This is a genomic window from Bradyrhizobium sp. 956_D2_N1_4, assembly GCF_052076025.1.
GTDB classification, from domain to species: Bacteria; Pseudomonadota; Alphaproteobacteria; order Rhizobiales; family Xanthobacteraceae; genus Bradyrhizobium; species Bradyrhizobium barranii.
In genome coordinates, this window is record NZ_CP197237.1 from 3,327,837 (window position 1) to 3,353,808 (window position 25,972).

The following is a 25,972-nucleotide window of genomic DNA, read 5'->3' on the forward strand; positions in this document are numbered from 1 at the left end:
CCCGCTCGTGGCCCGAAGCAGCGGAGAGACGACGGGCAGAGCATGTCCGCTCTGCCCGGGCACTTCAGACGTCAATCTGTTCCGCTATTGCCAAGGCGTCATCGACTTCGATGCCCAGATACCGGACGGTGCTTTCAATCTTGGTATGACCGAGCAGGAGTTGGACGGCTCTCAAGTTGCCCGTCCGCCTGTAGATCAGGTTGCCTTTGTTCGACGCAGTGAGTGTGTCCCGAAGTTACGGGGGTCTAAGCCGACGCTGGCGATCCACCCAGCAAGGAGCCGCGCATACTGCCGTGTCGTCAAGCTGACATTGAACCCACGCCGGCTCGTGAACAGATAGTCACCCGGCCTCTTGGTGGTCGCCTTCAGATATTCATCGACGGCTTCCCGCATCGCCTCGGTGAGTTCGAACTTGACCGGCCGGCCGGTCTTCTTCTGCCGAACGGTTGCGCGGTCGGCCGCGTAGCCCCTAGGGGCGATATCGCCGACTTTAAGCGCCACAACGTCGCCGCCGCGGAGCTTACTGTCGATGGCGAGATTGAAGAGAGCAAGGTCCCGAACGCGCCCCTCGACTTGAAGCTTCGTTCGAATGGACCACACGTGCTTGGGCCGGAGTGGCGGCTTCGCTCCGACGATCTTCCCCTTATTCCAGGGGATGCGCTTCGCAATCACTTTGGTAACGCTTGAGATGTCAGGCATGATGGCCTCCTCAGTTAGTGAGGTGCGCCATATTGGAGCGGGTAAACCTCTGAAAGAACGTCGGCTTTCAATTCGTTTGAGACGTGGTTCAGGCTCGATCCAACCGATCAGGTGGCGGTTTTGACCCTCAACGGACATTCAGGCGGCAATCGGACGACTTCAACGCTGGTTCACGATTTTTGGGTCACAAATCCCGGTGGCTCTCCGCGCGCGAACGAACTTCTTCTTCCATCTTCCGTGACTGAGCGATGCGCCGAACAGCCTCAGCTATCCGGCGGAGGAGCGGCGTGAAGTCGGGTATGTCTGTCATCGCCACCTATAGAGCGGCAATCCAAAGGAAATTGCCGGAAGCAAACATCGCGAGCAAGCAGAGCGTTGCAACGACCTCATATTTGGCCTTCTGTTCCTGCGGGACCATTTTCTCAGGCAGGTAGAGAAGTCGGAGCATCAGGACGCCCATTGTCACGGTGAACAACAAGAGAAAGGCTGCGGTGAACACCATGAGCGTGTCAATTTGCCCGGGCTGCGTGATAACCAAGGCAAATGCGTGGGAGATATAGGATGCCGCGTCTCGATCATTTTTCCCTTCATGCACGCGAGTTCCTGCACGCGCTGCACCGGGACGATGAGCGAAGATGATGACCTATCGACCCACTACGCTATAGCCAAGCTACTTAGCTGCCCCCGTCGTAACTCCTGGCGCCGGCGTAACTCCGCGCCGCACTTGGCGCGCCTCACGGCGACCCTCGCGGCGCACTTGGCGCGCGTCACGGCGATCCTCGCGGCGCTCGTGGCGCCCCTCACGTCGATCTTGACGCCTTTCCATGCCAGCGGTCTGCGCCTCCGCGTCAGGGACCATCAGCACGGTCGGGAACGCGGCAATTGCAGTCGCCAAGCCGAAAGAAGAAAGAAGCTTCCGTCGAGAGATCATGACTGCCTCCCTCACTGGACTGCCCCAAGATTAGAAGTTTACTCGCTCTGCCCGTCCTCGTCTTGATCTATGTCATTGGACGGAAGCGCGCACATCCGCCATCCTTCGACGGTCGCGCCGTCGCGCGCGCTTCAGCTCGACCTCGACCACGTCATCATGTCGGGACATCCATCGACACACATGCTTGCACTGCGCCACCGCGCCGAAGCATCCTTTCGCAAGACAGGTCAGTGCTACTGAATAATCATTCGGCCGCCCACTCGCTCCGTCCACACTGATGTAGATCAACCCAAGGCGACTGAGTTGGTTTATACTTGTGGGGGAGAGCTTGAGGAGGATCTCATGATCTCTCGGCGAAAGGCTCTTTCTTCTCTCGGATTGGCGACCGCGTTTGGCCTGATAGCGCTCCCTGCGATGATGGCGTCCTTCTCCGCTTTTGGCGGTGCTTTCTCGCATCACCGGTATTTGGGGCCGCCATGCCAATAACGCCGCGATATCAACATGGAGACCGATCATGAAAAAGCTCAGTGTGCTTGCGATTATCGTTGGAGGCGCGTTATTGGCGGCGGCGCCCTTCTCGTTTCAGTGGTCCCCTCAAAAGAACGTGGTGCTATCCCTTGACCGCGCTGATGCCCGAGTAGGACGGCCGCTAACTGCGACGAGCGTTGCAGGCGTCGGTCGAAGGACTGCGCGACGAGCATATCGCCGCGGATACTAACGGGCTGGCGGTCGCTGCGGGCGTCACCCGCGCAGCCTCCCGATCAGCCTACGCAGCTTGCTTAGTCGGCGTTGAGTCTCGGTGGCGGCTCATCCATCATACGCTCACCGGTCAGCTCTTCTGACCGCTGGTATAATTGCCGCGATGCAAGAGTCCGGAAGTGGCTCTTCGCGGACCTTAGCGCCCTCTCCTGCCATGTCTGCAAAGTGACCCGAACCAGACAATCGACGGGGACGAGTGTTTGGCTCGAGCCTCTTCAAAGGGCTCGTTATGCATCCTATCTGAGCTCTCCCGACCCGTTCACTGGCTCTCTTGCCGTGCTCGAGCGTCGCCTCACAGATGCGTCTTACGAGCGATCGAGACAGGTCTCCAAGGCTCCCAAAGCGCTCTACCCGCCCCCAATCTACGGTCTTACGGTGCGGCTGTACCCCGTAGTGACGAACGGCGCTTTGACGCAACGGGAATTTTCAGCAATACTCGCCGCATGGTTGCTCTTGATGAGATTGCAGATGCCCGTCGCCGCGAAGTTGATCGCGCGCATCGACTGCGACTGGAGGGCCTGGTCGACGATATCCGGAAGGCCATAGAGGGACCCAGCAGCGCCAAAGAGAAGGTAGCGTGGATCAGAGCGTTGCTCGCCGTCCAGGGCTAACGCACTCAAGGGTAAGCTTGAAACCGACCGCCATCTGAGATGGCCTTAGTGCCTGCTGATCGGCTCAAATCTATCGAGTCTGGTTGCGCCCCCCCAAAGCTCAACCGCGTGCTCGTCTACAAGCAATTTGGCTCGCTCCCGAGCCTCCTCCTCGTCATGCACGTCAAGGTCGATTCGAAACGTTATGTGCCCCTCGCCGTCAATCAAGTATGCGCGAAACTCTCGCATGATCCCGCTCCAAAACACCGCCTCGCTCCGAAGCAGGAACGAGTTTAGAGCCGATCTAAAATCACGTCATTATCGAAATTAGGCCCGCCAGCGTGAACCGGCGGCCGGACCTGCTTTTCCACACCCACGACCGGCAGTACCTCGCGAGCATCCCGCGCCGCTGGGATAATTTGACTCACGCCAGCGCTGCGGTTCGATGGCGTCATGACCAAGGCAGAGAACAGAGCGGCGGCGATCTGCGTCAGCGGCATCGTGCCCGCCAACGTCCTAAGCTTTTCGATTTCCTCTGCGGTCCAATCCTGCTTCCAGCGCGCCATTTTTTCCGACCTACGAATTTCGCGGTTCCAGTGAATTCACCATCGGCACACGGCTTTCCGTGAGCGCAACATCGCTTGGCACAAACTGCACTTGCCCAGGAGCGCGATGTCTCCACCATCAGTGAGCTTGCCGCCCAGGATGTTCTACCTCCAATAGCACGATTCGACGGCGGAGAGCACTGGCCCCGGCGTACAAACAACCCCCTATATCCCCGGCGCCGGGGCCAGTTTCCGCGAGCGAAATTTCGCTCGTGTCCGCCACCAAAGTTGAGGCATCGGCGGAGTAAGAGTATGAGAAAGGTTCCGCTATTCACCTGCGCGCACTGCCGAGTGCAAGACGCGGATGTGATCAGCATTACCGTCTCCTACAAAAAGGGAGAGTCTGTCCATGGCGAGTGGCACCCAGCATGCTTCGAGCAGGTCAGGCCGACGCTGAAACGCAAGGGCGACCCCATGATCGCCATCAGCAGCAACGTACCGCCGAGCGACCCGCGTAGTCTTGATCATCCTAGCCACCGTGAACAATGGTTGGCGCTGGCCAGGGCAATCGGGCAGCATATCGCGAGAGATGAACGTAATGGCGTCAGCGGGCCGCTCATAGGAGACGTGGACCTCGACGAGGACAAGTCATCATGACATTGCCAACTCCGAAGCCTGATGATGGCACGACCCTCGGCCTTGCCATCGGCGTCGTCGAAGAATGGAAGAAGGCCAACAGGTTGACCTACCTGCCGCCGCGCCTCTCGCTCGATCTTGCCAAGCGGGTCGAGCGCGCCATCCTAAAAGTCCGCTTAGACCCGTAGCGGGCCACCATCATTTCTTCTGCAATCGCACCCAGCTCGGCAAGGCAGCGGCGCGGATGTACGGCCTCGGTCTTGACCGGCGGCGTCTGCTTTGAGGCGCAAACCGGAAAGCATTTGCTCAAACTGAAGCTTACGGCTTTTGACCCAACTGCGACATCACTCCTTCGGCACGCCGGCTATATACAGCCCTCTTATGGTACGTTGGCGCCAGCCAGGAACACCGGATTATCGCTTACCGAAAAACTCTTAAAACGACGAATAGAGAACGTGGGATCAAGTGCAAGTCCAGCTTTCGCGGCAGCTTGCGCCTCGGGCAAATTGCCAAGAAGCGCAAGCGCGGCAGCCAGTCCAAAATGTGCAAAAGCATAATTTCGATTCGTTTCGAGTCCGCGACGAAACCAAGTGACGGCCTCAGCTTCTGCTCCGAGCTGCACTTTGGAGAAGCCTACGTCGCCCATCCAGGCAAAAGCGAAGATATCGTGAGGAGATAGACGTAGCGCCTGATTGATGTGGCCCTCCGTGTCTGCGCCACCACCACCGAACAGCTTTGCGATACCCATAACTCCGTGCGCTATAGCCAAATTGCGATCTAACGCCAACGCCCGCTCGCACTCGGCCACGCCTTCGGCCACGCGATTCGTATAGACGAGCACAGTCCCCAAATTTACGTGAGCCCAAGAATGATTCGGCGCAAGAGACAGCGCTTTCAGCAATATGGTCTCTGCCGCAACAAAGAGCTGATGGTAAGCGTCGGTCAACAAGGCGCAAGCAGTTACCGTGTCGACCGTCGCCATCCACACCATCGCATCGACATTTCCTGGATCAATCGACAATGCACGCTCAAAAAAATGACGAGCCGGCCGCAAATATTCAGACGTAAGTCCTTTGTTCCACCAATAGCGACCTTGAAGATACAGATCCATTGAATCCGGATGCGGAGTGTTTTCGGCCCTCCGCGCCTCAGCCTCAATGAGTTGCGCGTTCAGCGCATTAGCGAGTCTTGATACAATCTCGTCTTGCAGATCCAACAAGTCGGCAACGGACTTGTCGAAACGATCGGACCATAGATGTGAGCTATTTTCGGCATTTACGAGCTGAACGTTTACCCGCAGTCGGTCGCCGCTACGCTGAACCGATCCTTCGACCACATAACGGATGTTCAACTCCAAGCCGATCTGCCTGAGATCGATAACCTTGCCTTTGTAGGTGAATGCAGTGTGCCTACCGATGACGAACGATCGCCTAATACGCGACAGGTCTGTGGTCAGGCTTTCGGTAACACCGTCAACGAAGTAATCTTGTTCGGGATCACCGCTGAGATTAGCGAAAGGCAACACAACAATTGAAAGGTGCGGCGGTGACGTTTGCGTCGCTGAACTAGTTCAATTCAACGGTGGGTGTTTCCCGCACAGCGCCAATGAAGCGAAAGCCCTTGCGCTGCAGCGTCTTAATCAGCCGTTGTTTCTGGCCCGTATCGCCAACAGCGCTCCGCGCAGCATTTAGCCGGGTCGTTAGCGCCGCATCCGAAACGATGCGCCCTTTCCAAACGGTAGCGACGAGTTCGTCTTTGCTAACGACTCGCTCGCGCGCGCAGATCAACAATTCGAGCAAGTCAAATACTTGCGGCGCGACAGATACCAACTCCATCCCCCGACGCAACTCGCGTCGGCTGGTGTCAAATGTGTATTCCTCAAAGAGATAGCGCAATCTTCCGCCCTCCCTTGCCCCCTTTACGCCTGACGAGCAAGAATAGCTTACATTCAGAAAAATGTAAGCAACGAGGGTCATCGAATTACGACCGCGACTCGGATTGTCTTGTCCGCCCTTGGCCCTCGTCGCGCCTCACGCGCGGTTCGCTCGACAAGGAGTTGCGGAGAACGCCGACGGGTCCGTGGACATTTACATCGGCCCTGAGCCGCCCGCGGGTCAGCAGTCCAACTGGCTTTACACCCCTGCCGGTCAGAAGTGGTTGCCGTAATTTCGTGTGTACGGCCCGGAAAGGCGATCATGGACAAGAGCCGGAAGTTGCCGGATATTGAAAGGGTCACGTGAAAATGGTGCTTGATGTCGCGATTGGCCCTTAGCTGCTTCCGTTTCCACGCGCTGACGTCGGCTTGCGGGGGGCGAGCGGACCAAGGACGAAGATCGCCGCGAAGCGCCCATGTGACCCATCTGCGACATGGGCAGGTTCAGCCGACCAGCTGGCAGTGCCCGCTGATGACAGTACCGTCGCGTTTATGCCCCTTAAGCGTGCCGTCGACGCGGTTGATGAAACCTTGCCAGACAGCGGTCGGGTCGAACAGATGTTTCCAAATGTTGCCGAGCGTAAGCGCCGTCTCAAAGAACAAGTGCGTATCCGTCACGTGGACGGCCAAATTGCTTCCGAATGTCCGAGAGTGCATCGTCCCCTCGTCCAGATTAACGGTGACCTGTTCCCCATTTATGTAGACCGAGTTGCGCTCGCCGCCCGTAAGGCCCCGCGCCCAGCATTTCAGATCGATCGTCTCGGCATGTGCAGCCGTTGCAGCTAGCAGCGCTACGACGATGATTGTTGCTTTCAGCTTCAAAGTTATCTCGTCGCTTTGTGACGGCCCTGCCGGGGGAGCGGACACGGCAGGACATTCGATGACTTTGCCGAAATTTCGGTGTCGCCTTCGAAGAATGCGCAGAGGACTCAGTCGTTCAGAGATGGGCACGCGGCAATAGCCATCCCATGATCTTCTGATATGGATCGCGACGACTGGGGACGAATGCGTTCTCGTTTTGCTGAGCGGCGGCCCTGGCGAATTCAGAAATCCCCTCCATAGACTGCCGTTTATCCTTCGGAAGCTTCGCCCATTGGCGAATGATCTTCCGGCGGACCTCGCGTTGCTTTTCCCTTACGTCAGGCATCGGGACGCTCCTTGAAGAGGATTGTTCCGGTCGACCTAGTATTGTTCGGGCTCACTAGAACTTCAACGTCCAATCAAATACTCTTAGCCCCTCTGATCGTGCAGCGCTATACACTGGAGCTAGTCTCATATTGGCTTTGCAGGCCCACCGCCCCAGAATTGCGGCGATCGCAGGACGGGCGAAATGCAGTATGTTTGCGACGCGCCGAAGGGCAAGACCTGGTTCCGTATCGAGACGGAAGGTGAAGCGATGTATGAGTCGCGCCTGATGGGCCACACAGTTGAGAAATATTTCCGCCGCGAGCGGGAGAAGGCAGTCCAGTCCTGGCGTCCCGAGCGGCCCAACGCGATCGAGCGCGACATCGGCCTCGAGGCCCATGTACAGCGAGAGATGCCGCTTTTCCTCACGCTGCGCGACAGGGAGGGCAATGCACTAACTACAGCGATGCTGCCACCGGGTGGCAAAGATCGCGGCGGGTTCCGGATCATCATCGTTGCCGCATCCAATGCCGATCCTTATCCTCAGCAGGACGCGGCCATCGCTGCACTGGGAGCGCATTTCGGTCTCACACTCGATCGCAACCGCTGCTTCCCCTACGGCCGTTAAGGAGCCTGACAAGTATCGCCGCTTGATTGGAGCGAGGTCGGCTCATGTCCCCTTAGCTGCCTCTCTGTTTCTACGCCCTGACGTCGGCTTGCGGGGTGCGAACGGACCAAGGTCAATATGGTCGCGACGCCAGCGTGTGACCCGCTGCGGACATTGATTGGCTGATAAGACAACATTGCTGTCACACCAAATCTCGTTTTTCTAAATACCTTTCCAGGAATGTTTGAGGTAAGCCGGAGTTAACATGTTCGGCTGGATTGGGAGCTCGAAGGCGTAGCTTGCAGGAGGTTCCTATGGCCAACTTGATGATCAGGATTGTGACGCTGGCAACGTGTTCGATTGCGCTGATCGCTGCGTTCTCGGTCACTCCGGCTGTTGCGGCCCCGGGCACTGAGCCAGGTGGCAGTGAGGCAGACTATAGCGGGACGGGGCAACGCTCCGCTTATCCGCCTTCGTCATACCCGAAGCGGTCGGGCAACAAGGCCAACCACGCGCCCAAGGCCAAAAAAGCCAAGCAGTCCCTGTTCGACGACCCCGCCTTTGCCCATGGGTACCGCGCAGCTTATTCGGCGGTCTACGACCGCACCGACTATGCCTCTGCGATTGAGCAGTTGAAGACGCTCGGCCACGACGATCACCCGAATGTGGCCAACCTCATCGGCTACTCATTTCGCAAGCTCGGCGACTACAGGCAGTCGCAGCTCTGGTATGAGCGCGCGCTGAAGGCCGATCCGAACCATGTGCTGACCTGGCAATATTACGGTCTATGGCAGCTCGAGCAGGGCAACCGCGATCAAGCGCAATATCATTTGAGTCGGATCGCGGCGATTTGCGGGACTGGCTGCGAGGAGTACCGGTCGTTGGCCGCCGCGCTAGAGAAACCGCCCGGCACTAGCCTGGTTTATTAGGACGCCTTGCAGCGGCGGTCAGAGCTCGGCGCTAACGCGACGGGTGAGGCTATGTCTGTTCATGGCCCCAAGCCGAACAGCGTTCAAGCCATTGAGATGTCGGCTGTGGAAGGTGGAGCAGACGATGGGCAGCACCGGCGTTCACCGCCGCTTGTGACCCACAGTAGAAGTGGCGTGTCTGCAGGTTGTCCGCTTTGCCCGGTGGTCTAAACCGGTCGGTTCGGCCTTGGTAGCCCTTTGACCCCAAAGTCAGCCTGCGAGATGCTCTGTCTTGTCCGGAACCCAGATCGAGTGGTTAATGCGTCAACTTGGTCACAAGTCTGCCAGCAACTTGCGAGCTTCCACGAGATCGCGTGTTTCCAAGCCCTCGCTGAACCAGCTGTAGATCGGCACAAGAGCGTTGCGCGCCTCTCGCCGCATGCCGCGTGCCGCTTGAAGTCTGGCGCGCGCAACGCTTGCGCGAAGCTCGGGCAGCCTTGCTCCCTGGGCCGCGGCAATTTCAATCGCAGCCTCGAACTCCGCGTCCGCTTGATTTTCGGCCTCCGCCCCGGCTGCGAGCAACAGCAGTTCATCGCGCTCCCGGTGAAGTTCGACGGCGCACCAGCTCTCGAGACTTGCGTCCGCAAGTGCGACCGCTTCGTCGATGACCCGAAGCCCGGCCATGGCGTTTCCAGCCTTGCGACGAAGCGCGGCGAGCAAGCCGAGATGGTGCGGAATACGTAGCCCCGCACTTATGCGCCGGAAATCCTCAAGCCCCGCATCAAAGTCCGCAAGACCTTCGTCACGCCGGCCGGATTCTGCAATCGCCCAGGCGCGAACGAGGCTGCACTCCGTAGACACGACCGTAGAAGGCGTGAGGTGCGCACGGAAAAGGCGTTAGAAATCAATACAGTTGACAAGACACCCCTTCCGCCAAAACATCAACAAAATCAATTAGTTAGCCCGTGGTTTTCGCTTCAGCGCACAATCGAACGTACAATCGTCGCTTGGTGGCGCCGTAAGCGTCGCGGTGAGATCGAGTCGATTTGTCGCAGTTCGGACGAGGCGACGCCCGATCCCAACACTGATGCCGCCGCCGATCTCATCAGCTTTCCGACGTCGCGATGGACTGTCGTGTTTCGACGCGATGCATCGAAGGAGCGACAAGACGGTCCTTGAATCACAGCGATGGCGTCGCGCATCTATCCACACCCACGACCGGCAGTAGCTCGCGAGCATTCCGCGCCGCTAGGAATCGATAATTTGACTCTCGCCTGCGCCGCGGTTCGATGGCGTCATGACCAAGGCAGAGAACAGAGCGGCGGCGAGAGCTTGGCACCAAGAGCGCATGCGTCAGCGCGCGGAAGAAGTGCGGGCCGAGGCGGTAGCAGCCGACCTGGCCGAACTCGGCCGGCTTCGCCACTACCTCATCTTTGGCAGGAAGGATCGCCGTGCCGACCGCGAGAAGCTGATGAGCGCCATTGACGACTACGTCGGTGAGATGACCGGCGACCGAACCGCGCTGCACGCCAAAAACCACAAGTGCGGGTGAAGCAGTACGGCCTGGGGACGAAGAATCGGGTAGTCGATCTGCATGAAACTCGCCGCCGAACGTGCCTTTGCCGCTCCTGAAGCCGCCGCCCGCAAACTGGTCGAGCTCGCGAAGACCATTGAAGCTGTCCAGGACGGTCGCATTCACATCGAAAAGCTCAATGCTCCGTTTCTCTACACGCTCAAGGCCACCGGGTTGGAGTTCGGCGCCGGCATCAAGCATGCAGTTGAGAAGGGCTGGCTCGAGCTGCACGAGAGCGGGACCTATGTCCGGCTGATCGACACCAGCGCAAAAGCGGCCCCAGCAAAAGACTAAGTTGCCGGGGCCGTTTGGAGGCTACCTTGGCGGTAATGGGGTCGCCAGGTGGTCATGAGCATAGGAAAAACCGGCAATCAGTTCTGTCCACTTGTGCCCAAAGCAGTATAGTTCCAGATCTGGAACGGAACCGATCGCAATGAAGTTTAGAAGGGACGGCCCGCCAGCGTGACCAGCGGGCTGGTAGCGATCGTCAGGCGCAGTCGCGACCTCCGCGGGGTACGATCGAAGTACTGGCTCGTGGAGCTTCGCGCGCGTTCTCAATGTCCGAATGGAGGTTCCAATGCGTACTCCGGCCTTGGCGATTTTGGCAATCGGGATGGCATCAACAGAGCCGGCGGCAGCTCAGACGTATAATCCGGCCTTTCCGGTTTGCCTGCACGTTTACCGCGCGGGGGCCAACTATTACGATTGCAGCTACACATCGCTGCCTCAGTGCAATGCTTCGGCATCGGGCCGCGCCGCAGAGTGCGCCATTAATCCATACTTCGCGGGCGTGGAAAACCCCGCAGCTTATCGGCGGCACGGCCGCCGCGCCTACTAGGGCATTGCGAGAGACGCTCAGCCCGCCAGCGTGAACCGGCGGGTTGCTGCTTGGGCCGCCTGCGTTTCGGTACCGCAATCCCTAGCGGCTTGTGTCGACGCTACCACCGCGCTTCTATCGGACGATCCGATCAAGACGGCAGCCCGTTATACAACCAAATATCTGATCTTTCATTTGGGTGCCTACCCGGCAACCCCTAATGCAAGCGCGCACATCGTCGCCCCACACACGGCCCTTGGTTTGAGAACTCGAGATACATCGATTGTTGCACGCCTTGTCGTTATCGGGGCATTTGGACAAACACGCCGCAAGGCCAAGTCGCTCGCCTTCTGAAAATGTCGCTTCTTGGGCGGTTGCGAGCGTCGTTGTTGTCGCCGCAGTAGAAAGGGCTAGCGCGAGCGCGCTCTTTAGGATTTCTGTAGCCGACATTATCTCCTGCCTCTGTTTGAGACCTCGGAAAGCAGCGTACGCCGGATACACCACCAAGGCGCAAGGCGGCCAGGAAATATCGGATCGCGAAGTAGGCCGCCCGCGTGAGCCGGCGGGCCTGGCTTCACGGACGTATCGTCCGCTCAATTTCACGGGCCGCCCAGGTCGCAACCATCATCGCGAACCGGAAGCGCTCGCGCGTTTCCGCAGGTATTTGGATGCTGCGAATTGCGAGGCTGTTCACATGTCCGGACCCGACAGCATGCTATTGTCGGTGCGGTCATGCCGAACTGTTCGTTTGAATGGCTTCCAATAGAATTAAGTAGGACGAGCAAATATTCGGCTCTGATGCGCTGAAGCTGTTCGTACACACAAGGGTCCTGCCATGGAAATCGGGACTTGGCTGAAAAGTTTGGGCCTAGGACGACATGAGTCCCTGTTCATCGCGAACGCCATAGATTGCGATGTGTTGCCGCAATTGACAGAAGTTGACTTCGAAAAGGTTGGCATCCCACTCGGCGACCGGAAACGCCTCGTGAATGCGATCAGTGCGCTTCCCTCCAGCCTTCCCTCCACTGTCGTGAATGCTGCAATTGCGCAATACGCGGAACGGCGCCACCTCACGGTAATGATCTGTGACTTGGTCGATTCGACCGCCCTGACGGCACGCCTTGACCCGGAAGATATGGGCGCCGTCATCGATGCCTATCACGCTGCTTGTGCTCGTATCACGCGCTCCTATGACGGCTTTCTCGCCGACTTTCGCGGAGACGGCATTCTTGCGTATTTCGGCTATCCCATTGCGCACGAGGACGATCCCGAACGAACTGTAAGAGCTGCGCTCGATATCATTGCTGCTGTCGCACGGCTTGAAACCCGCGCTGGAGAACCGCTCGCGGTGCGTATCGGTATCGCTACCGGCATGGTGGTAGTCGGTGACCTGGGCGGCGAAGGCAAACTTCGGGAGCACTCCGTGGTTGGGGGCGCTCCCAATATCGCGGCTCGCGTGCAAGCCTTGGTCGAGCCGAACACCGTGGTCGTCGCAGACTCCACCCGTCGTCTCCTTGGCGATATCTTTAGTCTTCGCGACCTTGGCGCCCACCACCTCAAAGGCATTAGCGAGCCGGTGAGCGCGTGGGCCGTCCAGGGCGTCTCGGCTTCCGAGAGCCGCTTTGAGGCGGTGCGTCCGACAGAACTCGCCCCTGTCATCGGCCGCGATTCCGAGTTGGAGTTCTTGTTGGAACGTCAACGTTTGGCTCGCACGGGCGAAGGCCAGATCGTTCTCATCTCAGGCGAGCCGGGTATCGGGAAATCGCGCTTAGCAGCGGCTCTGGCTGAACGTGCAGCTAAGCATCAACCACACGTGCATTTCCGTTATCAGTGCTCGCCTTACCACGCCAACAGCGCACTTCATCCCGTGGTCGAGCAGTTGGAAAGGAGTGCCGGATTTAAGGCGGACGATCCCGTCGAGACGCGGCTTGACAAGCTGGAGGCACTCCTCTCGTTGAGCGCACCGCAAGTTCAGACGGTAGTACCACTTTTTGCTGAGCTGCTATCGATCCCATTCGCGAGCCGTTATCCAAAACCGCAGCTAAGCCCCGCCCAGCAGCGTCGCCGCACACTTGCCGCGCTGCTCGATCAATTCGAGAGCCGTTCTCGCAAACAGCCCATCCTGTTGCTCATCGAAGATGTTCAGTGGGCCGACGACACCACCCTCGAATTGCTCGACCTCATCGTAGAGCGAGCCCGACAGTTGTCTATCCTTGCGCTGGTTACCTTTCGACCAGAGTTCGAGCCTCCCTGGACCGGTCTTGCGAATGTCGGAAGCCTGGTCCTCGGACGGCTCAACCCAGATGATGTCAAAGGTGTTGCCACGCAGGTGGCCAATGGCCGAGCGCTTCCGATCGACGTGATGAAGCAGATCGTAACAAAGACTGACGGAAATCCGCTCTTCGTGGAGGAACTCACCAAGGCTGTCCTCGAAGCTGGCATTCTGATCGAATGCCAGGATCGCTATCAGCTCGGGGGACCGTTACCGCCCTTTGCCATCCCGGAAACCCTTCACGACTCCCTGATGGCGCGGCTCGACCGCCTGCATTCGGTGAAGGAGATCGCCCAGATTGGCGCCACCATCGGTCGCGAATTTTCTTATTCCTTGATGCGGGCTGTGGTCGCTCGAGAGGAAACACGGTTGCAGCATTCCCTCTCCGAACTCGAGGAGGCCGGGCTTATTTTCCGCGAAGGTGACCTGCCGGATGCCATTTATAGCTTCAAACACGCATTGGTGAGGGATGCGGCTTATCAGAGCCTGCTGAAGACACGGCGGCGGCAACTCCATGCGCAAATAGCGCGCGTGCTAGAGGAAGGCTTCCAGGATGCCGTCGTGAACGACCCTGAAATCCTTGCGCACCATTTCACCGAAGCCGGCATGCTTGAGAAGGCTACGGACTATTGGCTCAAGGCCGGAAAGCGCGCGCTCGGGCGCTCCTCCAATGCCGAGGCTGTAAAACATCTCACGAGAGGAATGGAGCTGACCCAGCAACTGCTCAGCTCGCCGCAACGCGATCGCAAAGAACTGGATTTCTATCTGGCCCTTGGTCCTGCAGTCGCCGCAACTGAGGGCGATGCCGCGGCTGAAACGTCGCGGGTCTTCTCACGGGCTCGCACGCTGCTAGGCGAAAGTGTCAGCCTAGAAGAACGGATGACGATCCTGTGGGGCAGCTACCTAGCCCACAGTGTGCGCGCGGAGTATAGCTCAGCGCTGGAGGATGCCCGGTACGGCCTCGCGTTGGCCGCAGAGCATGATCATCCCGGCGTGGCCGTCCTAGCCACGCGCTTTATTGGACAATCATTGCATCTCACGGGTGCCTTCGCCGACGCACGCGAACACCTCGATCGCGCCCTCGCACTGTGCTCAACCAATCCAGCCACGATATCGACCTATCGCCGCTTCGGAGTCGATGACGCGGTGAACAGCCTAGCGTGGCTCTCGACGACGCTATTGGTCCTTGGCTATCCTAAACAGTCTACAACAATCGTCGAGCGTACTGAAACTCTTGCTCGAACGAGGGAACAAAGCTTTACGACGGCCCTGGCCCTGGGGAACATAGTCGTTCTGGGCACAATCGGCGGCGACGCAAAGCGCGCTTTGGCTCACGCCGACGAAGCGATATCGCTCAGCATCGAGCATGAATTTGCGGCAATTGAACGAAGAGCACGTTTTTTCCGCGGAGCGCTATTAGCCCAAGGAGGGGATCTTCAAGTCGGGATCGAACTGATGCGCGGCGCTTTGACGGCAACTTACCAAAACTCTGAACGGTGCCGCCGCACTCTCTATTTGGGCCATCTCGCCTTCGCTCATGCCCAGCTCGGAGAGCTTGAAGTTGGACTGCGCCTGCTGGACGAAGGCGTCCAGCTGGCCGAAACAACAGGGGAGAGATTCTTTGAGGCCGAGTTGTATCGTCTTCGGGGCAACATCAACCTAAAACTCGGCAGGCGTGACCAGGCAGAGGCCGCACTGCAGCGAGCCGTGGCGATTGCGCGGCAACAACAAGCTCGCTGGTGGGAGTTGCGTGCCTCGATCTGTCTCGCGCGGCATTGGAGTAACGAAGGCAGATATTTCGAGGCTTGGTCCCTCTTAGAGCCTATATACACTTGGTTCACCGAAGGTCGGGATACACCCGATCTGACAGACGCGAGAAATCTCGTGGACGAACTACGCTCAGTTTCAGGAATGAAAGATGAGCCAAAGCGTGGCAGCTGTTGACCAACACCGCTCAACATCATGCCTGACGTAAATTGATCAGCGTCCGATCAACGCCTGCCCTTCGCCCGCTTTCCGGACTTGCCACCTGTTCGTTCAAGTTTGCTAAGGGCGCTCTCGACATCCTTGATTGCCTTCTTGAGCTGCTTCTCGCGCTTTCCAAGAATGCTCTTGAGTTGTCTTCGCTGCTCGGCGGTCAATGTCGTAAAATCGATCACCTTCGTAAACGCGATGAAGGCCATTGCTTACCTCCCGATGGTGGTGGTCGTTAGGCCGTGATCAATATGTGCAAGGCAGTGAAACAAATATTCTCCAATATCATCGACCTATAGTCAAACGGCATTTCTTCCAGAAATACTCGATCGGCCTTCCGACCTACGGGCCCTCGTGGTGAGCGCGAGATAAAGCGGTATCAACTGACATCGCGCTACCACGCCGTCGTTATTTCACTTCCGCTTTTTGTTCTTGAGCCGCGCCGGTCGCGAGGTGCGCTTCGTGCGACCGAGTCGGGAAGACCTTACAGTCGGAGATTTCTCATGGGGCCTTGATCGCTGCAACAAGGCGCGGAGCGTGGCAAACTGGCGTTGATCCAGCTGATTGGCGAAGCTCTCGAAATCAGTGGCGTCACTGCCAAGCTGGCTCAACCAGACAAATGCACTGTCCAAGGTGCGCAACTCAGGCGTCTGGTATGAAAGCAGATCTCGGTAATAAGTTGCCGACTCCTCGCAAAACAGATCACGCGCGATGCCATTTACGAGCCGCCGCACTCCATATTTTATCCCCGTGATGGCCGCTCCTGATATTCCATGGCTCAGCATCGCTCCGAATGTAAAGTTGTGTAGCCCTCGCAGAAACGGAGCAGTGCCGCGGTGCCGCTCCGTGAATTCAAAGGCTTGGCCCAAATAGGGATAGCGCGCGAGGGCCTCGCTTTCCTCGCCCGATGGAGGCGTGAAGCGGTCGCGCCAAAGGGCTATTTGTTCAAAGAATAGGGCGAGCTCGGGACGCGCCGAGAGATCCGCCTCAACGCCGCTCGCAAAAATCATGAAGTCGAATTCGAATCTACGATTGCTGCTTCGAACACTTGCAATACCGCAAGCTTCGTCGATGAAACTCCATCCGCAGTCGGGGTGCCAGGCGAAATTCTCAAACTCGCGGCATCGCCAAAAAGCGTCCTGTGTAGGCGGGACCGGAAGCTCCTCAAGAATGTGACGCATGAATCGCCAGCGGTCCAGGTCCGTCAGATCGCCGAAGTGGCCCAACATACCGGCAAAATTCATCCAAGTGAGTGGGTTGACCCGCGGCATCTCCGAACGGCGGAAGCAAAGGTCTACTCGCGCGGCGCCCGCCTCAAGTGCGAGAGCTGCGTTGTCAAAGGCGGATGCCCCGGCACCAAGGATACCAATGCGTTTTCCTGCAAGCTTGCGAAAATCGATATCATCGGCCGAATGTGCGTAAAGATCTGCCGACAAATGGGCGACCAGAGACTTAGGAGCGCCCCACCTGCCACTTCCCTCAAAGCCTGTCGCAAGAATGATCTTTCTTGCATACACCCGCTCAATTCCTTCGGAACGACGGAGATGGGCAAGGAAGATGCCATCCGCCGGCTCAATCAACATTAGTTCGACCTCGTTCTCAACCGGGAGGTCCAGGACGTCTCGGTACCAATCCAGATACGAGCGCCACACCTCCCGAGGGACGGTATCTATGCGACCCCATGCTCGCCGCCCAAATTTTTCCTCGTACCACGCCCGCACCGTTAGACTCGGGACACCGAAATCAATCCCAGTCACCTCCTTCGGAGTCCGCAACCGTTCCATCCGAGCGAAACTGCGCCAAGGTCCTTCGAAACCGCGCTGGCAACGATCGATGATCCTGAAGTTTGCTATGCGCTCAAGCCTCAAGCCGAACGCGATACCCAGTCCGCTCTGTCCAGCGCCGACAACCAGCACGTCCAAAACCGGCACTCCGTCCATAAATCGCGGGACGGTCCACTCCCGAGCCGGATAGTCCAAATAAGTAAGCTCGCGTCGAACGCGCTTCGTGAGTTGGGAGACGCTCATGGGACATTCCTGCCGCTGCGCTCTTGTTAGAAATGACTTTTGCCATTCGGCTTACTGTCCCATTACCACAGGTCTGATTGCAGAAAAATCGACCGCCCGACCGCCATTGGGTTTCGCACAGAGCGATTTTGGCCCGCAAGACAGCGGGCTATTGTTCTAGCGCTCACTCAAATTCTGATCCGCTCGACGATCGAGCCATCAGTTGCCTCCGATCGCGAGACACGCAACATCGACAATCAACGCGCCTATCGGTGACGATCTGAGCGTCAATCGACTGAAAGACTCAGGCTAGCTCGCCCATCAGGTAGCCTCATAGCGGCACGCTTAGCCGCGTTCCTGACGAAGTCCCCTGCCCGCCCAATCGGCGTAGTGCCGAATTTGCGAGGGTCCATTCGTAGCTCGTCACCGTAGCATTGTACGCGAGCTCCGCGCGGATCGTCAGAATTTGCAATGAGTTCAACTTCTTGGCTAGCGTTGTTTGGAGGAGCGGTGACAGATCACTGACCGCGGCTTTTGACCGTAGGTTCAGAGGACGGTTTTTCCTGAGGAATGGCTGGAAGGCTCAAACCGCTCGAGGTAGAGCGCCAAACGCCGATGGAGACGGACTCTACCTGATCATCACCGGACCAACCTCGGAGTCGCATTGGCCGATTGTGCGGTCGGCGTGCTTCCACCTATTGAATAGCGCGCGAAGCGCTGTCCAATATGGACCGCGCGACCTCGGAAACGCCGGTGAGGATGATCTGCACGCCGATGCAGAGCAGCAGGAAAGCTGACAATTTCGTCACCACGCTGGTGCCCTCCTCGCCGAACAGACGCGCCATTGCGCTCGATTTCCGGTAGGCGTGATAGATCGCGGCAGTCACGGCGAACGCCACCAGAAGCGAAACGATCGATGACTGGAACATCGCATCGAGGCTGCTGGTCCGGCTGATTCCGATCGCGATAGCTGTCGCGATCGTTCCCGGCCCGGTCGTCAGCGGAATTGTGAGGGGAAAGAAGGCCATGCGCTTCATGGTCGCATGATCTGGGGACGAGACCTGGTGAGGTCCGGCCGGGCCCGACGGCGCGTGGAGCATGGACCAGCCCGTCGCTGCGACCACGAGGCCACCGGCAATCCGAAGCGCCGGGATGGTCACGCCGAAGAAGTTGAGGATCTGGCTGCCCAGAAACAGCGACACCAGCAGGACCACGAAGGCATAACCGGCAACCCGTAGCGCAAGGCTCGCGCGCTCGTCTTCAGAAAGACCTCTCGTCTTGTCGAGGAAGATGAAGGCCAGTCCGTAGGGATTGATGATCGCGAACAGCGCGCCGAAGCCGAACAGGAAATCGGCAACGAGCCCCGATGTGGCGATATCACGCATGCTGCGCCCGCTCCGCTCTTCGGCTTACGGGCATGTGAAGCCGGGCGCTTTGAAATCGGCCAGATTGTCGAGCGTCTTGCGCAGAACCTCGAACAGCACGGCCACCGACCAGCTGTTGGCGACACGGGCCAGCATGCCGACGAAAAACCGGGGCATCATCCGATGATACCGGATCTCACTTGTCCTTGCCGGGTGATCGCTCAAGACGCGATCTCTGCGCGCGCATGCGCTTGATCTCCTCCCTGAGCGCCTCGGCTTTTTCGTCTCGTTGCTCGCTCGCCGTTTCCAAGGGTTCGTCGCGAAGCAACTTCTGGAGTGCCTTTTCGACAGAAAGCTTGTTGGTCTCGGCCATACCAGACCTTTCTGACGCTACCGCGTCTGTCAGTACCGTGGTTGCAGTCTCAGCTCTTCGGACTGAACATGCCGCCGGCCGCCTTCATCGCCGCCTCACCCATGGTCTTGGTCTGGTCGGTCAGGGCCCGCATCTGCTCCTGGAAGAAATCGGCTTGAAGCTTGAGCGCGTCCTGGACATCCTTGGCATGGATCAGCTTGTCGCTGAGGTCCAGGGTCGCTGTGACATTGCGCTGCATGAAACTGCAAAACTCCTTCGCCTGGTTCGCGATCGGCAGAGGCGACGAACTGATCCCCTTCTCCAGCATCTCGAAATAGTCCGCGTTGGCCTTGCGCAGGCGGCCAAGCGCCTCGGTCAGCGCCGCACGGACGTTATCTGCCGATAGATTGATCTCTGCCATGACGTCTCTCCCTTCAGGTGTTAGCAGTTACGCGGTAAGTCCACCGAACCAGGCGCCGAAATAGCCGGCGTAGAGCGCGGGTACTTCGAGATTCATCGAGTGCCCGACGCGAGGCACGATCACGAGACGGCAATCCGGCATCGCATCGGCCATGACGTGAAGATCGGCTGGCAGAATCCAGCCGTCCCATTCGCCCCATAGCACCAGATGCGGATGCTTCAGCTCCGGCATGCGGCGCTCGAGCTCTCTGCTCTCTCTTTCCTTCGTGAGGTTGACCGGCGTCCCGATCCAGATGCCCTCGGAGACGCCAAAGGTCTGCTCGATGATGCGGTCGAATAACGCCTGGATGTCCTTCAATCCCTCCCGAAATCGAGGCACGGCGTTCGGCGCCATGCTCTCGGGCACGAACAGCGAGGACGCCGCCGTCGCCATGATCGTCCGTGTCAGGTCCTTGCTCGCCATCATCGCCCGAAACAGGCCGATTTGATCGGCATTGAAAGCCATGCCGAGCGGCGTCACCGGATCGAGTGCGAACACGCGCCCGAAACGCTGCGGCTGCATCAAGAGCATGCGGGCAGCGATGATGCCGCCGGTCGAATGCGTCGCGAGATGGCAATAACCGATGTCGAGCATATCGAGTGCCGCCAGCATGTCCTCGGCATGCTGCTGCATGGAGTAGTTCGAATAATCGGCGGCAGGCTTCGGCCGGTCGCTGTCCCCGCAGCCGCGCCAGTCGATGGCGATGACGCGCAGGCCCGTTGGAAACAAGGGCGCAGCCAGCTCGATCCAGTCCTTGCTGGCGAGATTGCCATGGATGAAGACGACGGTCACTTCGCCTCGGCCCCACTCCCGCCAGCCAAGCTCGATTTCACCCGCCTGCACCCGTGGCATAGACCGATCCTATTTGTTGAGACCGGCGGTTGGTGCCGCACCGGGAGGTGTCGGCGCCACTGGCAGGGCGGATACCACGGAACCCTTGATCATGCGATCTGTGCCGAGGGGCGATGAGGTGTCGACCGTTCCTTTCGTGACGAAGTCCACGACGTCGGCGGAATATTCCACCGGATTGTCGGTATGGATGAAGTGCCCGGTCTCCGGATAGATTTTCAGAATCGGCCGGTTGCCCGCATTGGTCATGCGCGTCATGAACGGCGTGATGACGTCGCGTCCGAGATCGGTCAGCCCGTTGAAAGCCGGCGTCGGGATGAACGGCTCCTTGTCACCGAAAGCGAGGAAGATCGGCGCCTTGATCTGGGTAACCCGCTCGTAAAGGTTCTTCGGATCATCCTGCTGGAGCTCGGCCCCGATCGTGTAGATGTCGAAGATGAAGACGTTGCACCACTGTTCGAGCTCCTTGGGATTGCCCTTTGTAAGCCCGACGCGCTGCTCGGTATGGAAGCGCGCATATTCGCTGTCGCTGAAGAAGTAGCCGCTCTTGGCCGCCGACACCACGCCGGTGTCGGGGTCGCGCTTCTTGAAATAGAAGAAGTCGCGAATGCCCTGCTCGTCGCGAGCCTTCTCCGCCGCCAGGATGCCGGTCTGGTCCCAGATCTGCTTCCACTTGTCGAAGTCGCGACCGAGTCCCGGTTGGAACAGAGGTGCCTTCTTGTCTTTCGCGATCGTAATGTCGCGCGGGTATTCCTCGAGCCCGGATGGTGCTTCGAGCGCGAGGCCCTGCACCGCATCCGGCCAGGTCAGGGCGTACCCCGTGACGAACTGACCGCCCAGCGAGTGGCCGAGATAATAGGCTTTCTTGACGCCAAGCTGGTTTACGACGAGATCGTAGATGACCTCGCGCATATCCTGCATGGTGCGCGCCGGGCTCTTATCGAGATTACCGGGCCCGGACATGCCGTAGTTCGGCAAGTCCGGCACGATCACACGCAAGCCACTCCGCAGCGCATATTGCATGATGTTGCCATAGTGCCCGCCGAATGCGCCCTTGCCGTGGATGATGACGAGGACCTTGGGATCCTTGTCGGTGCCGGCATACTCATCCATGTAACCGATCTGCCAGGTGTTGCCGATCTTGTCCTTGGCGTTGGCGTATTTGACCGGATAGGGATAGGTCACGAAGTCCTTCCAAAAGGACTTGCTCGGATCGATGTTTTCGGCGACGCCCGGCACACGATAATTCTTGTCGACGAACATCCTCGCACGATCGAGAGCCGCGACGTCGTCCATGAAGGCGACGAACTTCGGATCGTTCTTGCGCTGGTTGATGATTGGGAACACGCCGTAATGTGCGACCGGGCTCTCCTGCGCGATCAGGTCCGCGCCCGGCACGCGATCTACGGCCTTCTGCGCCAGCTTGAAGTTCAGCCAGAGGTCGTTGGTGATGTGCATCACCAGTGTGCGCGACTGGATGCGGCCGAGATATGGATTGATGTTGTGGGTCTCACCGACCCGGTTGCGCCAGACGAGATCGACGGCGTCATAGAGCTTGGCACGGTTGGTGACACTCAGACCGGCCTTCTCGTTCGGCGGATCCCAGTAGAATATCTCGGGCTGGACCGCGGCCCAGTTCTGGGTCGTGCGGAAGCCGAAGTCGTAGCCCGTCATGCCCAGAATCGACCAACCGAACGCCACACCCGGCATAGGGTGCTTCTCCTTGGGCAGATTGTAGTAGTCGCCCTTGGTCGCCTGCCAGACCGGATCGCCCTCGATCGCGGCCGTCATCATCTGGAAGGTCCAGTTGCCGACGGGGTCTTCACCGTCCGACTGCGTGGTGCCGCCGATCGGCATCAGCGCGCCGATATATTCGGGATGCATGACCCCCCACACATAGGTCTGGGTGCCGCCCATGGAGACGCCCGTGACAAGCGCGACGCGCGCGACCTTCAACTCGTCGCGCAGCAGGCGGTAGTTCGCCTGCACCATGTCGTAGTAGCTGTACTGCGGAAACTTGATGCCGAGGCCGTCGGACGGTTTGCTGGCGCCCCACGTCCCGAGCGGGTCGACCATGATGACGTAGTAGCGGTCGGTGTCGATCGGCCGTCCGGGGCCGATGATCGGGACGCCGCCCGACAGGGCCGCGCCCTTGACCCACTGTTCGTACATATCGGTGGAATCGCCGGAATAATAGGAATTGATCACGACCGCGTTGGTGATCTCACCGGCGGCATTGCGCCGCGCGTTGCCGATCGCGATGTATCCGGTACGCAGCTTGCCTGCCCCGAGCGATTCCAGCGTCACGCCGCCCTCGCCGCCATTCTCCCATTTGGAGGGATTGGCCAGGTCGTACTTGCCGCCAAGCCGGAAGTTCGCGATCTCATAGGTCTTTTTGAGCCCGTCATGCTGCATCTGCGACGAGCGCCGCGTGAACGGCTGGGCGACCGCGAGCGCGGTGCCGAGCAGCAACAGGATCAGGCTGACGAAGCAACGCTTGAGTGCGCTTCTCCCGTTCATGACGAACTCCCTACTGGCGGTATTTTGCGCGAACGCTAGGCTGGACCTCCTCCTGAGGTTTGATTTAGCTCAATGGAATCCTTGAGCCTGCGTTGAGGATCGTGGTCATCGTCACGCTGGCCGGTCTCCGCAATGCCCTTCCTCACTCATGGCTCATATCGTATCCGCTATGAGCTCGACGGACCGGCGAATGCGCCTGCCTATGTGCTCGTCAACGGTCTCACGCAGTATTCCGAGCTTTGGGGCACGTATCGCGACACGCTGATCGCACGGCGGTTCCGGGTCGCTACCTTCGACCTGCTCGGCCAGGGCGTCTCCGACAAGCCCGCGCTGTTCATCGATCAGGACGACCACATCGCCGTGCTGCATCGCCTGATCGGCGAACTTGGAGACAGTCCGGTCTTCCTCAGTGGCATCAGTTTCGGTGGCTTGATCGCGCTGCGCTATGCCATCGAGCATGGCGCGCGGCTGTCGGGCCTTGTACCGATGAGCTGCTTTGCCGAGCTTTCACCACAACTGCTTCTGATCGGCAACGCCTTGCGCACCGGCCTCATCCTGGGCGGAACCGGCTACCTCCAGGATCTGCTGCTGCCGATGAACCTGTCCGACCAGTGGCTGAAGCCGCTGCTGGACAAGCTCGACAACGTGAAGCGGCGGGGCTGGCTGGTCAACGACGTCTACGCCCTTCAGAACCTGATGGAGTCTTTCCTCGACTTCAAGCCGCTGACGCCGCAGCTCTCCTCAATATCCGTCCCGACCATGATCCTGAACGGCGAGTTCGACTTCCTCACGCCGCGGGCGCTGCACGAGACGTTGCGTGTGGAGATTCCCGACAGTGCGCTCGTCATCATCCCGAGGGCCTATCACGCCTTCACGCTCGAAAAGGCTGCACTAACTGCCGACCTGTTGGCGCGCTTCGCCGAGGACGTGTTGGCTGGCCGCTGGCAGGGCAACAAGCAGGTCTTGATCGCGCCGGAAGATGCCGGCGGAGACTTTTCGCCGTTTCCCGCCGGCTATGACCATCTGCGCGCGATCCCGGTGCAGAGGCCAGCAACATGAGCGCGTTCTTCGGACCGCTGCAAGCCGACGGGCGCGTGCCGCCGCACCAGCAGACGCGGGTCGCCGCGTTCCTGGTTTCTGCGCATGGTGCGCTGGCACGGCAATTCGCGGTCGCCCTGCCCGCGAGATTCGATGCCGCCTGGCAGACCGAATTGCACGCGCAGTTCTATCGCGAGAGCGAGATCGTCTCGCTTCTCATGCGCGCGACCGCCTGGGTCCCGGACCTCGCGCTGGGCCCCATGGCGGCATCCTGGGAGATGGCCTGGCTCCCCGCCCCCATCGAAGGCATCGCCGACCACACCCGCGCGCAGACCATTCACCTCGCGACGCTCGCACATGCGGTCCATGCCGGGATCCGGCCGGCGGCCCTGCTGCCGACGGAAGCGAACGCGAACGATCCCTTCGTGATGGCGCTGCGCCGCATCGAGTTCGAAAGCGGCCGGCTGTTGCAGGCGCAGATTCTGTTCCTGAAGGGCCCGGACCTCCTACCTTTCCGGGATGCCGTCAGCGCGACGCTCGAACGGCGGCACGCCGAGGTGCGCAGGCTCTGGCACGAGACCCTTGCAGGCGTCGGCGTTGGCCTGCGCGAATGACCCGGCAACCTTGACGCAGATCAAAGCCGAGAGTCTGCCCGCCCCCAACATCGATCCAGTATTCACTTGCGCCTGCCGACCGGAGTTCCGCCCATGAAGGCCGTTTCCGTCGAAGAAGCCGTTGCGATGATCCCGGCCGGTGCGAGCGTCATGGTCGGCGGCTTTATGGGCGTCGGAACCCCGGAGCGCCTGCTTGACGAACTCGTGCGGCAGAACAAGACCGGCCTGTCTCTGATCTGCAATGACGCCGCTACTCCCGGCAAAGGCGTCGGCAAGCTGTTCGACGCTGCGCTGGTCTCAAGGCTGACGGCAACGCATATCGGCCTCAATCCGAAGGCGCAGCAGCAGATGCTCGCGAACCAGATCGCCGTCGATCTCGTGCCGCAAGGCACCTTCGTCGAACGCATCCGCGCCGGCGGATGTGGCCTCGGCGGCGTGCTGACGCCGACGGGCGTCGGAACGCTGGTTGCCGAAGGCAAGCGTCAGATCGAGGTGGATGGCAAGCCGTTCCTGCTGGAGACGGCATTGCGGGCGCAGTACGCGCTGGTTCACGCGTTTCTCGCCGACTATCTCGGCAATCTCGCTTACGCTCTGACCTCCCGCAACTTCAACCCGATCATGGCGATGGCTGCCGACACGGTCATCGTCACTGCAGAGAATATCGTGCCCGTCGGTGTCATCGCGCCCGATCACGTCGTGACCCCGGCGCCGCTCGTCGATTACCTCATTACCAACGGGTGAGATCATGGACCCGCAGATCATCATCGCCCGACGCGTCGCCAGGGAGTTGAAGAGCGGAAACCTCGTCAATCTCGGCATCGGCATTCCGACCCTGGTTGCGAACTACGTTCCGGCCGATTTGAAAGTCTTCTTTCAGTCGGAGAACGGACTGATCGGCACCGGGCCGATTCCCGAACAAGGCATGGCGCATCCGACACTGACAGACGCCGGCGGCCGCCCCATTAGCGCGCTCCCGGGTGCGGCGACCTTCGACAGTGCGATGTCGTTCGGACTGATCCGCGGCGGCCATGTCGACGTCACCGTGCTCGGCGGCCTCCAGGTCGATGCGCATGGGCTTCTCGCCAACTGGATGATCCCAGGCAAGATGGTGCCGGGTATGGGCGGGGCGATGGACCTCGTCAGCGGCGCCAAGCGGGTCATCGTCGCCATGCAACATGCAGCGAAGGGCAAGTCGAAGATTGTCAAGACATGCAACTTGCCTCTGACCTCGGCGCGCCCGGTCCATTTGGTCGTGACCGACATGGCGGTCATCGGTTTTGCGGACGGCAAGGCGACGCTGCTCGAGACCGCCCCAGGTGTCAGCGTTGGCGAGGTTATGGCGGTGACAGAGGCCGAATTGGTCGTTCCTGACAACATCCCTGAAATGACGATCTGACGAG

General features: G+C 59.4%; 28 protein-coding genes and 2 pseudogenes. 14 read left to right on the forward strand and 16 right to left on the reverse strand.

All coding sequences use genetic code 11. The features are described from left to right. Positions 1–64: 64 nt before the first annotated feature. From AB7535_RS15555 to AB7535_RS15570, 4 genes and pseudogenes are all read right to left on the reverse strand, one after another. Positions 65–699, reverse strand: a pseudogene (locus AB7535_RS15555) (tyrosine-type recombinase/integrase). Between the two features lie 316 nt (positions 700–1,015). Beyond that, on the reverse strand, positions 1,016–1,294 hold the full coding sequence (locus AB7535_RS15560; protein ID WP_439035027.1) for a hypothetical protein: 279 nt from the start codon (positions 1,292–1,294) through the stop codon (positions 1,016–1,018). Positions 1,295–1,702: 408 nt separating this feature from the next. Continuing rightward, on the reverse strand, positions 1,703–2,146 hold the full coding sequence (locus AB7535_RS15565; RefSeq protein WP_439035028.1) for a hypothetical protein: 444 nt from the start codon (positions 2,144–2,146) through the stop codon (positions 1,703–1,705). Between the two features lie 1,126 nt (positions 2,147–3,272). Further along, complete coding sequence (locus AB7535_RS15570; protein WP_439035029.1) at positions 3,273–3,545, reverse strand: hypothetical protein; 273 nt, start codon at positions 3,543–3,545, stop codon at positions 3,273–3,275. A 291-nt stretch (positions 3,546–3,836) separates the two neighbouring features. Here AB7535_RS15570 and AB7535_RS15575 point away from each other — a divergent pair, with 291 nt between their 5' ends. Together AB7535_RS15575 and AB7535_RS15580 are read left to right on the forward strand one after the other, a co-directional pair. Then, positions 3,837–4,181 (forward strand): hypothetical protein, encoded by a 345-nt coding sequence (locus AB7535_RS15575; protein WP_439035030.1) that lies wholly within the window; start codon positions 3,837–3,839, stop codon positions 4,179–4,181. Then, entirely contained in the window at positions 4,178–4,348 is a 171-nt protein-coding gene (locus AB7535_RS15580; protein ID WP_439035031.1) for a hypothetical protein, read from the forward strand. Before AB7535_RS15575 ends, AB7535_RS15580 begins: the two co-directional genes overlap by 4 nt. 156 nt (positions 4,349–4,504) lie before the next feature. On the opposite strand, the pseudogene AB7535_RS15585 reads toward AB7535_RS15580, so the two are convergent. Further along, positions 4,505–6,055: pseudogene (locus AB7535_RS15585) on the reverse strand (winged helix-turn-helix domain-containing tetratricopeptide repeat protein). Positions 6,056–6,173: 118 nt separating this feature from the next. On the opposite strand from AB7535_RS15585, the gene AB7535_RS15590 reads away from it, so the two are divergent. Beyond that, a complete protein-coding gene (locus AB7535_RS15590) occupies positions 6,174–6,326 on the forward strand; it encodes a DUF1214 domain-containing protein (protein WP_439036641.1) in 153 nt (50 codons plus the stop codon). Between the two features lie 211 nt (positions 6,327–6,537). Here the strand turns inward: AB7535_RS15590 and AB7535_RS15595 are convergent, their stop codons facing one another. Then, on the reverse strand, positions 6,538–6,915 hold the full coding sequence (locus AB7535_RS15595; protein ID WP_439036642.1) for a hypothetical protein: 378 nt from the start codon (positions 6,913–6,915) through the stop codon (positions 6,538–6,540). Positions 6,916–7,030: 115 nt separating this feature from the next. Further along, positions 7,031–7,240: a hypothetical protein gene (locus AB7535_RS15600; RefSeq protein WP_439036643.1), complete on the reverse strand. Its 210-nt coding sequence runs from the start codon at positions 7,238–7,240 to the stop codon at positions 7,031–7,033. Between the two features lie 183 nt (positions 7,241–7,423). Here AB7535_RS15600 and AB7535_RS15605 point away from each other — a divergent pair, with 183 nt between their 5' ends. Then, positions 7,424–7,846 carry a hypothetical protein gene (locus tag AB7535_RS15605; RefSeq protein WP_439035036.1) on the forward strand — a complete coding sequence of 141 codons (423 nt, stop codon included), beginning with the start codon at positions 7,424–7,426 and terminating at the stop codon, positions 7,844–7,846. Positions 7,847–8,139: 293 nt separating this feature from the next. Next, positions 8,140–8,754: a tetratricopeptide repeat protein gene (locus AB7535_RS15610; protein ID WP_439036644.1), complete on the forward strand. Its 615-nt coding sequence runs from the start codon at positions 8,140–8,142 to the stop codon at positions 8,752–8,754. A gap of 312 nt (positions 8,755–9,066) precedes the next feature. On the opposite strand, the gene AB7535_RS15615 is transcribed toward AB7535_RS15610, so the two are convergent. Next, positions 9,067–9,417, reverse strand: a complete 351-nt coding sequence (locus tag AB7535_RS15615) for a hypothetical protein (protein ID WP_439035038.1) — start codon at positions 9,415–9,417, stop codon at positions 9,067–9,069. A gap of 195 nt (positions 9,418–9,612) precedes the next feature. Here AB7535_RS15615 and AB7535_RS15620 point away from each other — a divergent pair, with 195 nt between their 5' ends. The 5 genes from AB7535_RS15620 (at position 9,613) to AB7535_RS15640 (ending at position 15,339) form a co-directional block, all read left to right on the forward strand. Then, on the forward strand, positions 9,613–9,912 hold the full coding sequence (locus AB7535_RS15620) for a hypothetical protein (protein WP_439036645.1): 300 nt from the start codon (positions 9,613–9,615) through the stop codon (positions 9,910–9,912). Between the two features lie 118 nt (positions 9,913–10,030). Beyond that, positions 10,031–10,285 carry a hypothetical protein gene (locus tag AB7535_RS15625; RefSeq protein WP_038937372.1) on the forward strand — a complete coding sequence of 85 codons (255 nt, stop codon included), beginning with the start codon at positions 10,031–10,033 and terminating at the stop codon, positions 10,283–10,285. 42 nt (positions 10,286–10,327) lie between these two features. Continuing rightward, positions 10,328–10,600, forward strand: coding sequence for a hypothetical protein (locus AB7535_RS15630; RefSeq protein WP_063983276.1), 273 nt, complete (start codon positions 10,328–10,330; stop codon positions 10,598–10,600). Between the two features lie 283 nt (positions 10,601–10,883). Next, positions 10,884–11,144 (forward strand): DUF3551 domain-containing protein, encoded by a 261-nt coding sequence (locus AB7535_RS15635; protein WP_071917452.1) that lies wholly within the window; start codon positions 10,884–10,886, stop codon positions 11,142–11,144. Positions 11,145–11,958: 814 nt separating this feature from the next. Then, entirely contained in the window at positions 11,959–15,339 is a 3,381-nt protein-coding gene (locus AB7535_RS15640) for an AAA family ATPase (RefSeq protein ID WP_439036646.1), read from the forward strand. A gap of 47 nt (positions 15,340–15,386) precedes the next feature. Here the strand turns inward: AB7535_RS15640 and AB7535_RS15645 are convergent, their stop codons facing one another. The 8 genes from AB7535_RS15645 to AB7535_RS15680 form a co-directional block, all read right to left on the reverse strand. Next, on the reverse strand, positions 15,387–15,578 hold the full coding sequence (locus AB7535_RS15645; protein WP_063983274.1) for a hypothetical protein: 192 nt from the start codon (positions 15,576–15,578) through the stop codon (positions 15,387–15,389). A gap of 204 nt (positions 15,579–15,782) precedes the next feature. Next, the gene (locus AB7535_RS15650; protein WP_439036647.1) at positions 15,783–17,396 is read right to left on the reverse strand and encodes an NAD(P)-binding domain-containing protein; all 1,614 of its coding nucleotides are present in this window, start codon (positions 17,394–17,396) and stop codon (positions 15,783–15,785) included. 674 nt (positions 17,397–18,070) lie between these two features. Then, entirely contained in the window at positions 18,071–18,760 is a 690-nt protein-coding gene (locus AB7535_RS15655; protein WP_439036648.1) for a MarC family protein, read from the reverse strand. Positions 18,761–18,784: 24 nt separating this feature from the next. Continuing rightward, positions 18,785–18,919 (reverse strand): hypothetical protein, encoded by a 135-nt coding sequence (locus tag AB7535_RS15660; RefSeq protein ID WP_256376406.1) that lies wholly within the window; start codon positions 18,917–18,919, stop codon positions 18,785–18,787. 16 nt (positions 18,920–18,935) lie between these two features. Then, positions 18,936–19,112, reverse strand: a complete 177-nt coding sequence (locus tag AB7535_RS15665; protein WP_166096581.1) for a hypothetical protein — start codon at positions 19,110–19,112, stop codon at positions 18,936–18,938. Positions 19,113–19,161: 49 nt separating this feature from the next. After that, positions 19,162–19,512 (reverse strand): phasin, encoded by a 351-nt coding sequence (locus AB7535_RS15670; RefSeq protein ID WP_071913875.1) that lies wholly within the window; start codon positions 19,510–19,512, stop codon positions 19,162–19,164. Between the two features lie 27 nt (positions 19,513–19,539). Then, on the reverse strand, positions 19,540–20,403 hold the full coding sequence (locus AB7535_RS15675; protein WP_085401516.1) for an alpha/beta fold hydrolase: 864 nt from the start codon (positions 20,401–20,403) through the stop codon (positions 19,540–19,542). Between the two features lie 9 nt (positions 20,404–20,412). Then, positions 20,413–22,920 (reverse strand): alpha/beta hydrolase, encoded by a 2,508-nt coding sequence (locus AB7535_RS15680; RefSeq protein ID WP_439036649.1) that lies wholly within the window; start codon positions 22,918–22,920, stop codon positions 20,413–20,415. Between the two features lie 132 nt (positions 22,921–23,052). Between AB7535_RS15680 and AB7535_RS15685 the strand changes: the two genes are divergently transcribed. From AB7535_RS15685 to AB7535_RS15700, 4 genes are all read left to right on the forward strand, one after another. After that, entirely contained in the window at positions 23,053–23,979 is a 927-nt protein-coding gene (locus AB7535_RS15685; protein ID WP_439036650.1) for an alpha/beta fold hydrolase, read from the forward strand. Continuing rightward, a complete protein-coding gene (locus tag AB7535_RS15690) occupies positions 23,976–24,572 on the forward strand; it encodes a hypothetical protein (protein WP_439036651.1) in 597 nt (198 codons plus the stop codon). The genes AB7535_RS15685 and AB7535_RS15690 overlap by 4 nt, the downstream gene beginning before the upstream one ends. A gap of 93 nt (positions 24,573–24,665) precedes the next feature. Next, positions 24,666–25,313: a CoA transferase subunit A gene (locus AB7535_RS15695; protein WP_439036652.1), complete on the forward strand. Its 648-nt coding sequence runs from the start codon at positions 24,666–24,668 to the stop codon at positions 25,311–25,313. 4 nt (positions 25,314–25,317) lie between these two features. Further along, the gene (locus AB7535_RS15700) at positions 25,318–25,968 is read left to right on the forward strand and encodes a 3-oxoacid CoA-transferase subunit B (RefSeq protein ID WP_166096587.1); all 651 of its coding nucleotides are present in this window, start codon (positions 25,318–25,320) and stop codon (positions 25,966–25,968) included. Positions 25,969–25,972 lie beyond the last annotated feature (4 nt).

Excerpts from the sequence above, each read along its gene's own strand:
- AB7535_RS15675 (WP_085401516.1), bottom strand. The coding sequence starts at position 20,403 with ATGCCACGGGTGCAGGCGGGTGAAATCGAGCTTGGCTGGCGGGAGTGG.
- AB7535_RS15565 (WP_439035028.1), bottom strand. The coding sequence starts at position 2,146 with ATGATCGGTCTCCATGTTGATATCGCGGCGTTATTGGCATGGCGGCCC.
- AB7535_RS15605 (WP_439035036.1), top strand. The coding sequence starts at position 7,424 with ATGCAGTATGTTTGCGACGCGCCGAAGGGCAAGACCTGGTTCCGTATC.
- AB7535_RS15630 (WP_063983276.1), top strand. The coding sequence starts at position 10,328 with ATGAAACTCGCCGCCGAACGTGCCTTTGCCGCTCCTGAAGCCGCCGCC.
- AB7535_RS15625 (WP_038937372.1), top strand. The coding sequence starts at position 10,031 with ATGACCAAGGCAGAGAACAGAGCGGCGGCGAGAGCTTGGCACCAAGAG.
- AB7535_RS15695 (WP_439036652.1), top strand. The coding sequence starts at position 24,666 with ATGAAGGCCGTTTCCGTCGAAGAAGCCGTTGCGATGATCCCGGCCGGT.
- AB7535_RS15570 (WP_439035029.1), bottom strand. The coding sequence starts at position 3,545 with ATGGCGCGCTGGAAGCAGGATTGGACCGCAGAGGAAATCGAAAAGCTT.
- AB7535_RS15665 (WP_166096581.1), bottom strand. The coding sequence starts at position 19,112 with ATGGCCGAGACCAACAAGCTTTCTGTCGAAAAGGCACTCCAGAAGTTG.
- AB7535_RS15640 (WP_439036646.1), top strand. The coding sequence starts at position 11,959 with ATGGAAATCGGGACTTGGCTGAAAAGTTTGGGCCTAGGACGACATGAG.
- AB7535_RS15635 (WP_071917452.1), top strand. The coding sequence starts at position 10,884 with ATGCGTACTCCGGCCTTGGCGATTTTGGCAATCGGGATGGCATCAACA.
- AB7535_RS15610 (WP_439036644.1), top strand. The coding sequence starts at position 8,140 with ATGGCCAACTTGATGATCAGGATTGTGACGCTGGCAACGTGTTCGATT.
- AB7535_RS15600 (WP_439036643.1), bottom strand. The coding sequence starts at position 7,240 with ATGCCTGACGTAAGGGAAAAGCAACGCGAGGTCCGCCGGAAGATCATT.
- AB7535_RS15615 (WP_439035038.1), bottom strand. The coding sequence starts at position 9,417 with ATGGCCGGGCTTCGGGTCATCGACGAAGCGGTCGCACTTGCGGACGCA.
- AB7535_RS15580 (WP_439035031.1), top strand. The coding sequence starts at position 4,178 with ATGACATTGCCAACTCCGAAGCCTGATGATGGCACGACCCTCGGCCTT.
- AB7535_RS15655 (WP_439036648.1), bottom strand. The coding sequence starts at position 18,760 with ATGCGTGATATCGCCACATCGGGGCTCGTTGCCGATTTCCTGTTCGGC.
- AB7535_RS15645 (WP_063983274.1), bottom strand. The coding sequence starts at position 15,578 with ATGGCCTTCATCGCGTTTACGAAGGTGATCGATTTTACGACATTGACC.
- AB7535_RS15685 (WP_439036650.1), top strand. The coding sequence starts at position 23,053 with ATGCCCTTCCTCACTCATGGCTCATATCGTATCCGCTATGAGCTCGAC.
- AB7535_RS15690 (WP_439036651.1), top strand. The coding sequence starts at position 23,976 with ATGAGCGCGTTCTTCGGACCGCTGCAAGCCGACGGGCGCGTGCCGCCG.
- AB7535_RS15670 (WP_071913875.1), bottom strand. The coding sequence starts at position 19,512 with ATGGCAGAGATCAATCTATCGGCAGATAACGTCCGTGCGGCGCTGACC.
- AB7535_RS15660 (WP_256376406.1), bottom strand. The coding sequence starts at position 18,919 with ATGATGCCCCGGTTTTTCGTCGGCATGCTGGCCCGTGTCGCCAACAGC.
- AB7535_RS15650 (WP_439036647.1), bottom strand. The coding sequence starts at position 17,396 with ATGAGCGTCTCCCAACTCACGAAGCGCGTTCGACGCGAGCTTACTTAT.
- AB7535_RS15575 (WP_439035030.1), top strand. The coding sequence starts at position 3,837 with ATGAGAAAGGTTCCGCTATTCACCTGCGCGCACTGCCGAGTGCAAGAC.
- AB7535_RS15700 (WP_166096587.1), top strand. The coding sequence starts at position 25,318 with ATGGACCCGCAGATCATCATCGCCCGACGCGTCGCCAGGGAGTTGAAG.
- AB7535_RS15680 (WP_439036649.1), bottom strand. The coding sequence starts at position 22,920 with ATGAACGGGAGAAGCGCACTCAAGCGTTGCTTCGTCAGCCTGATCCTG.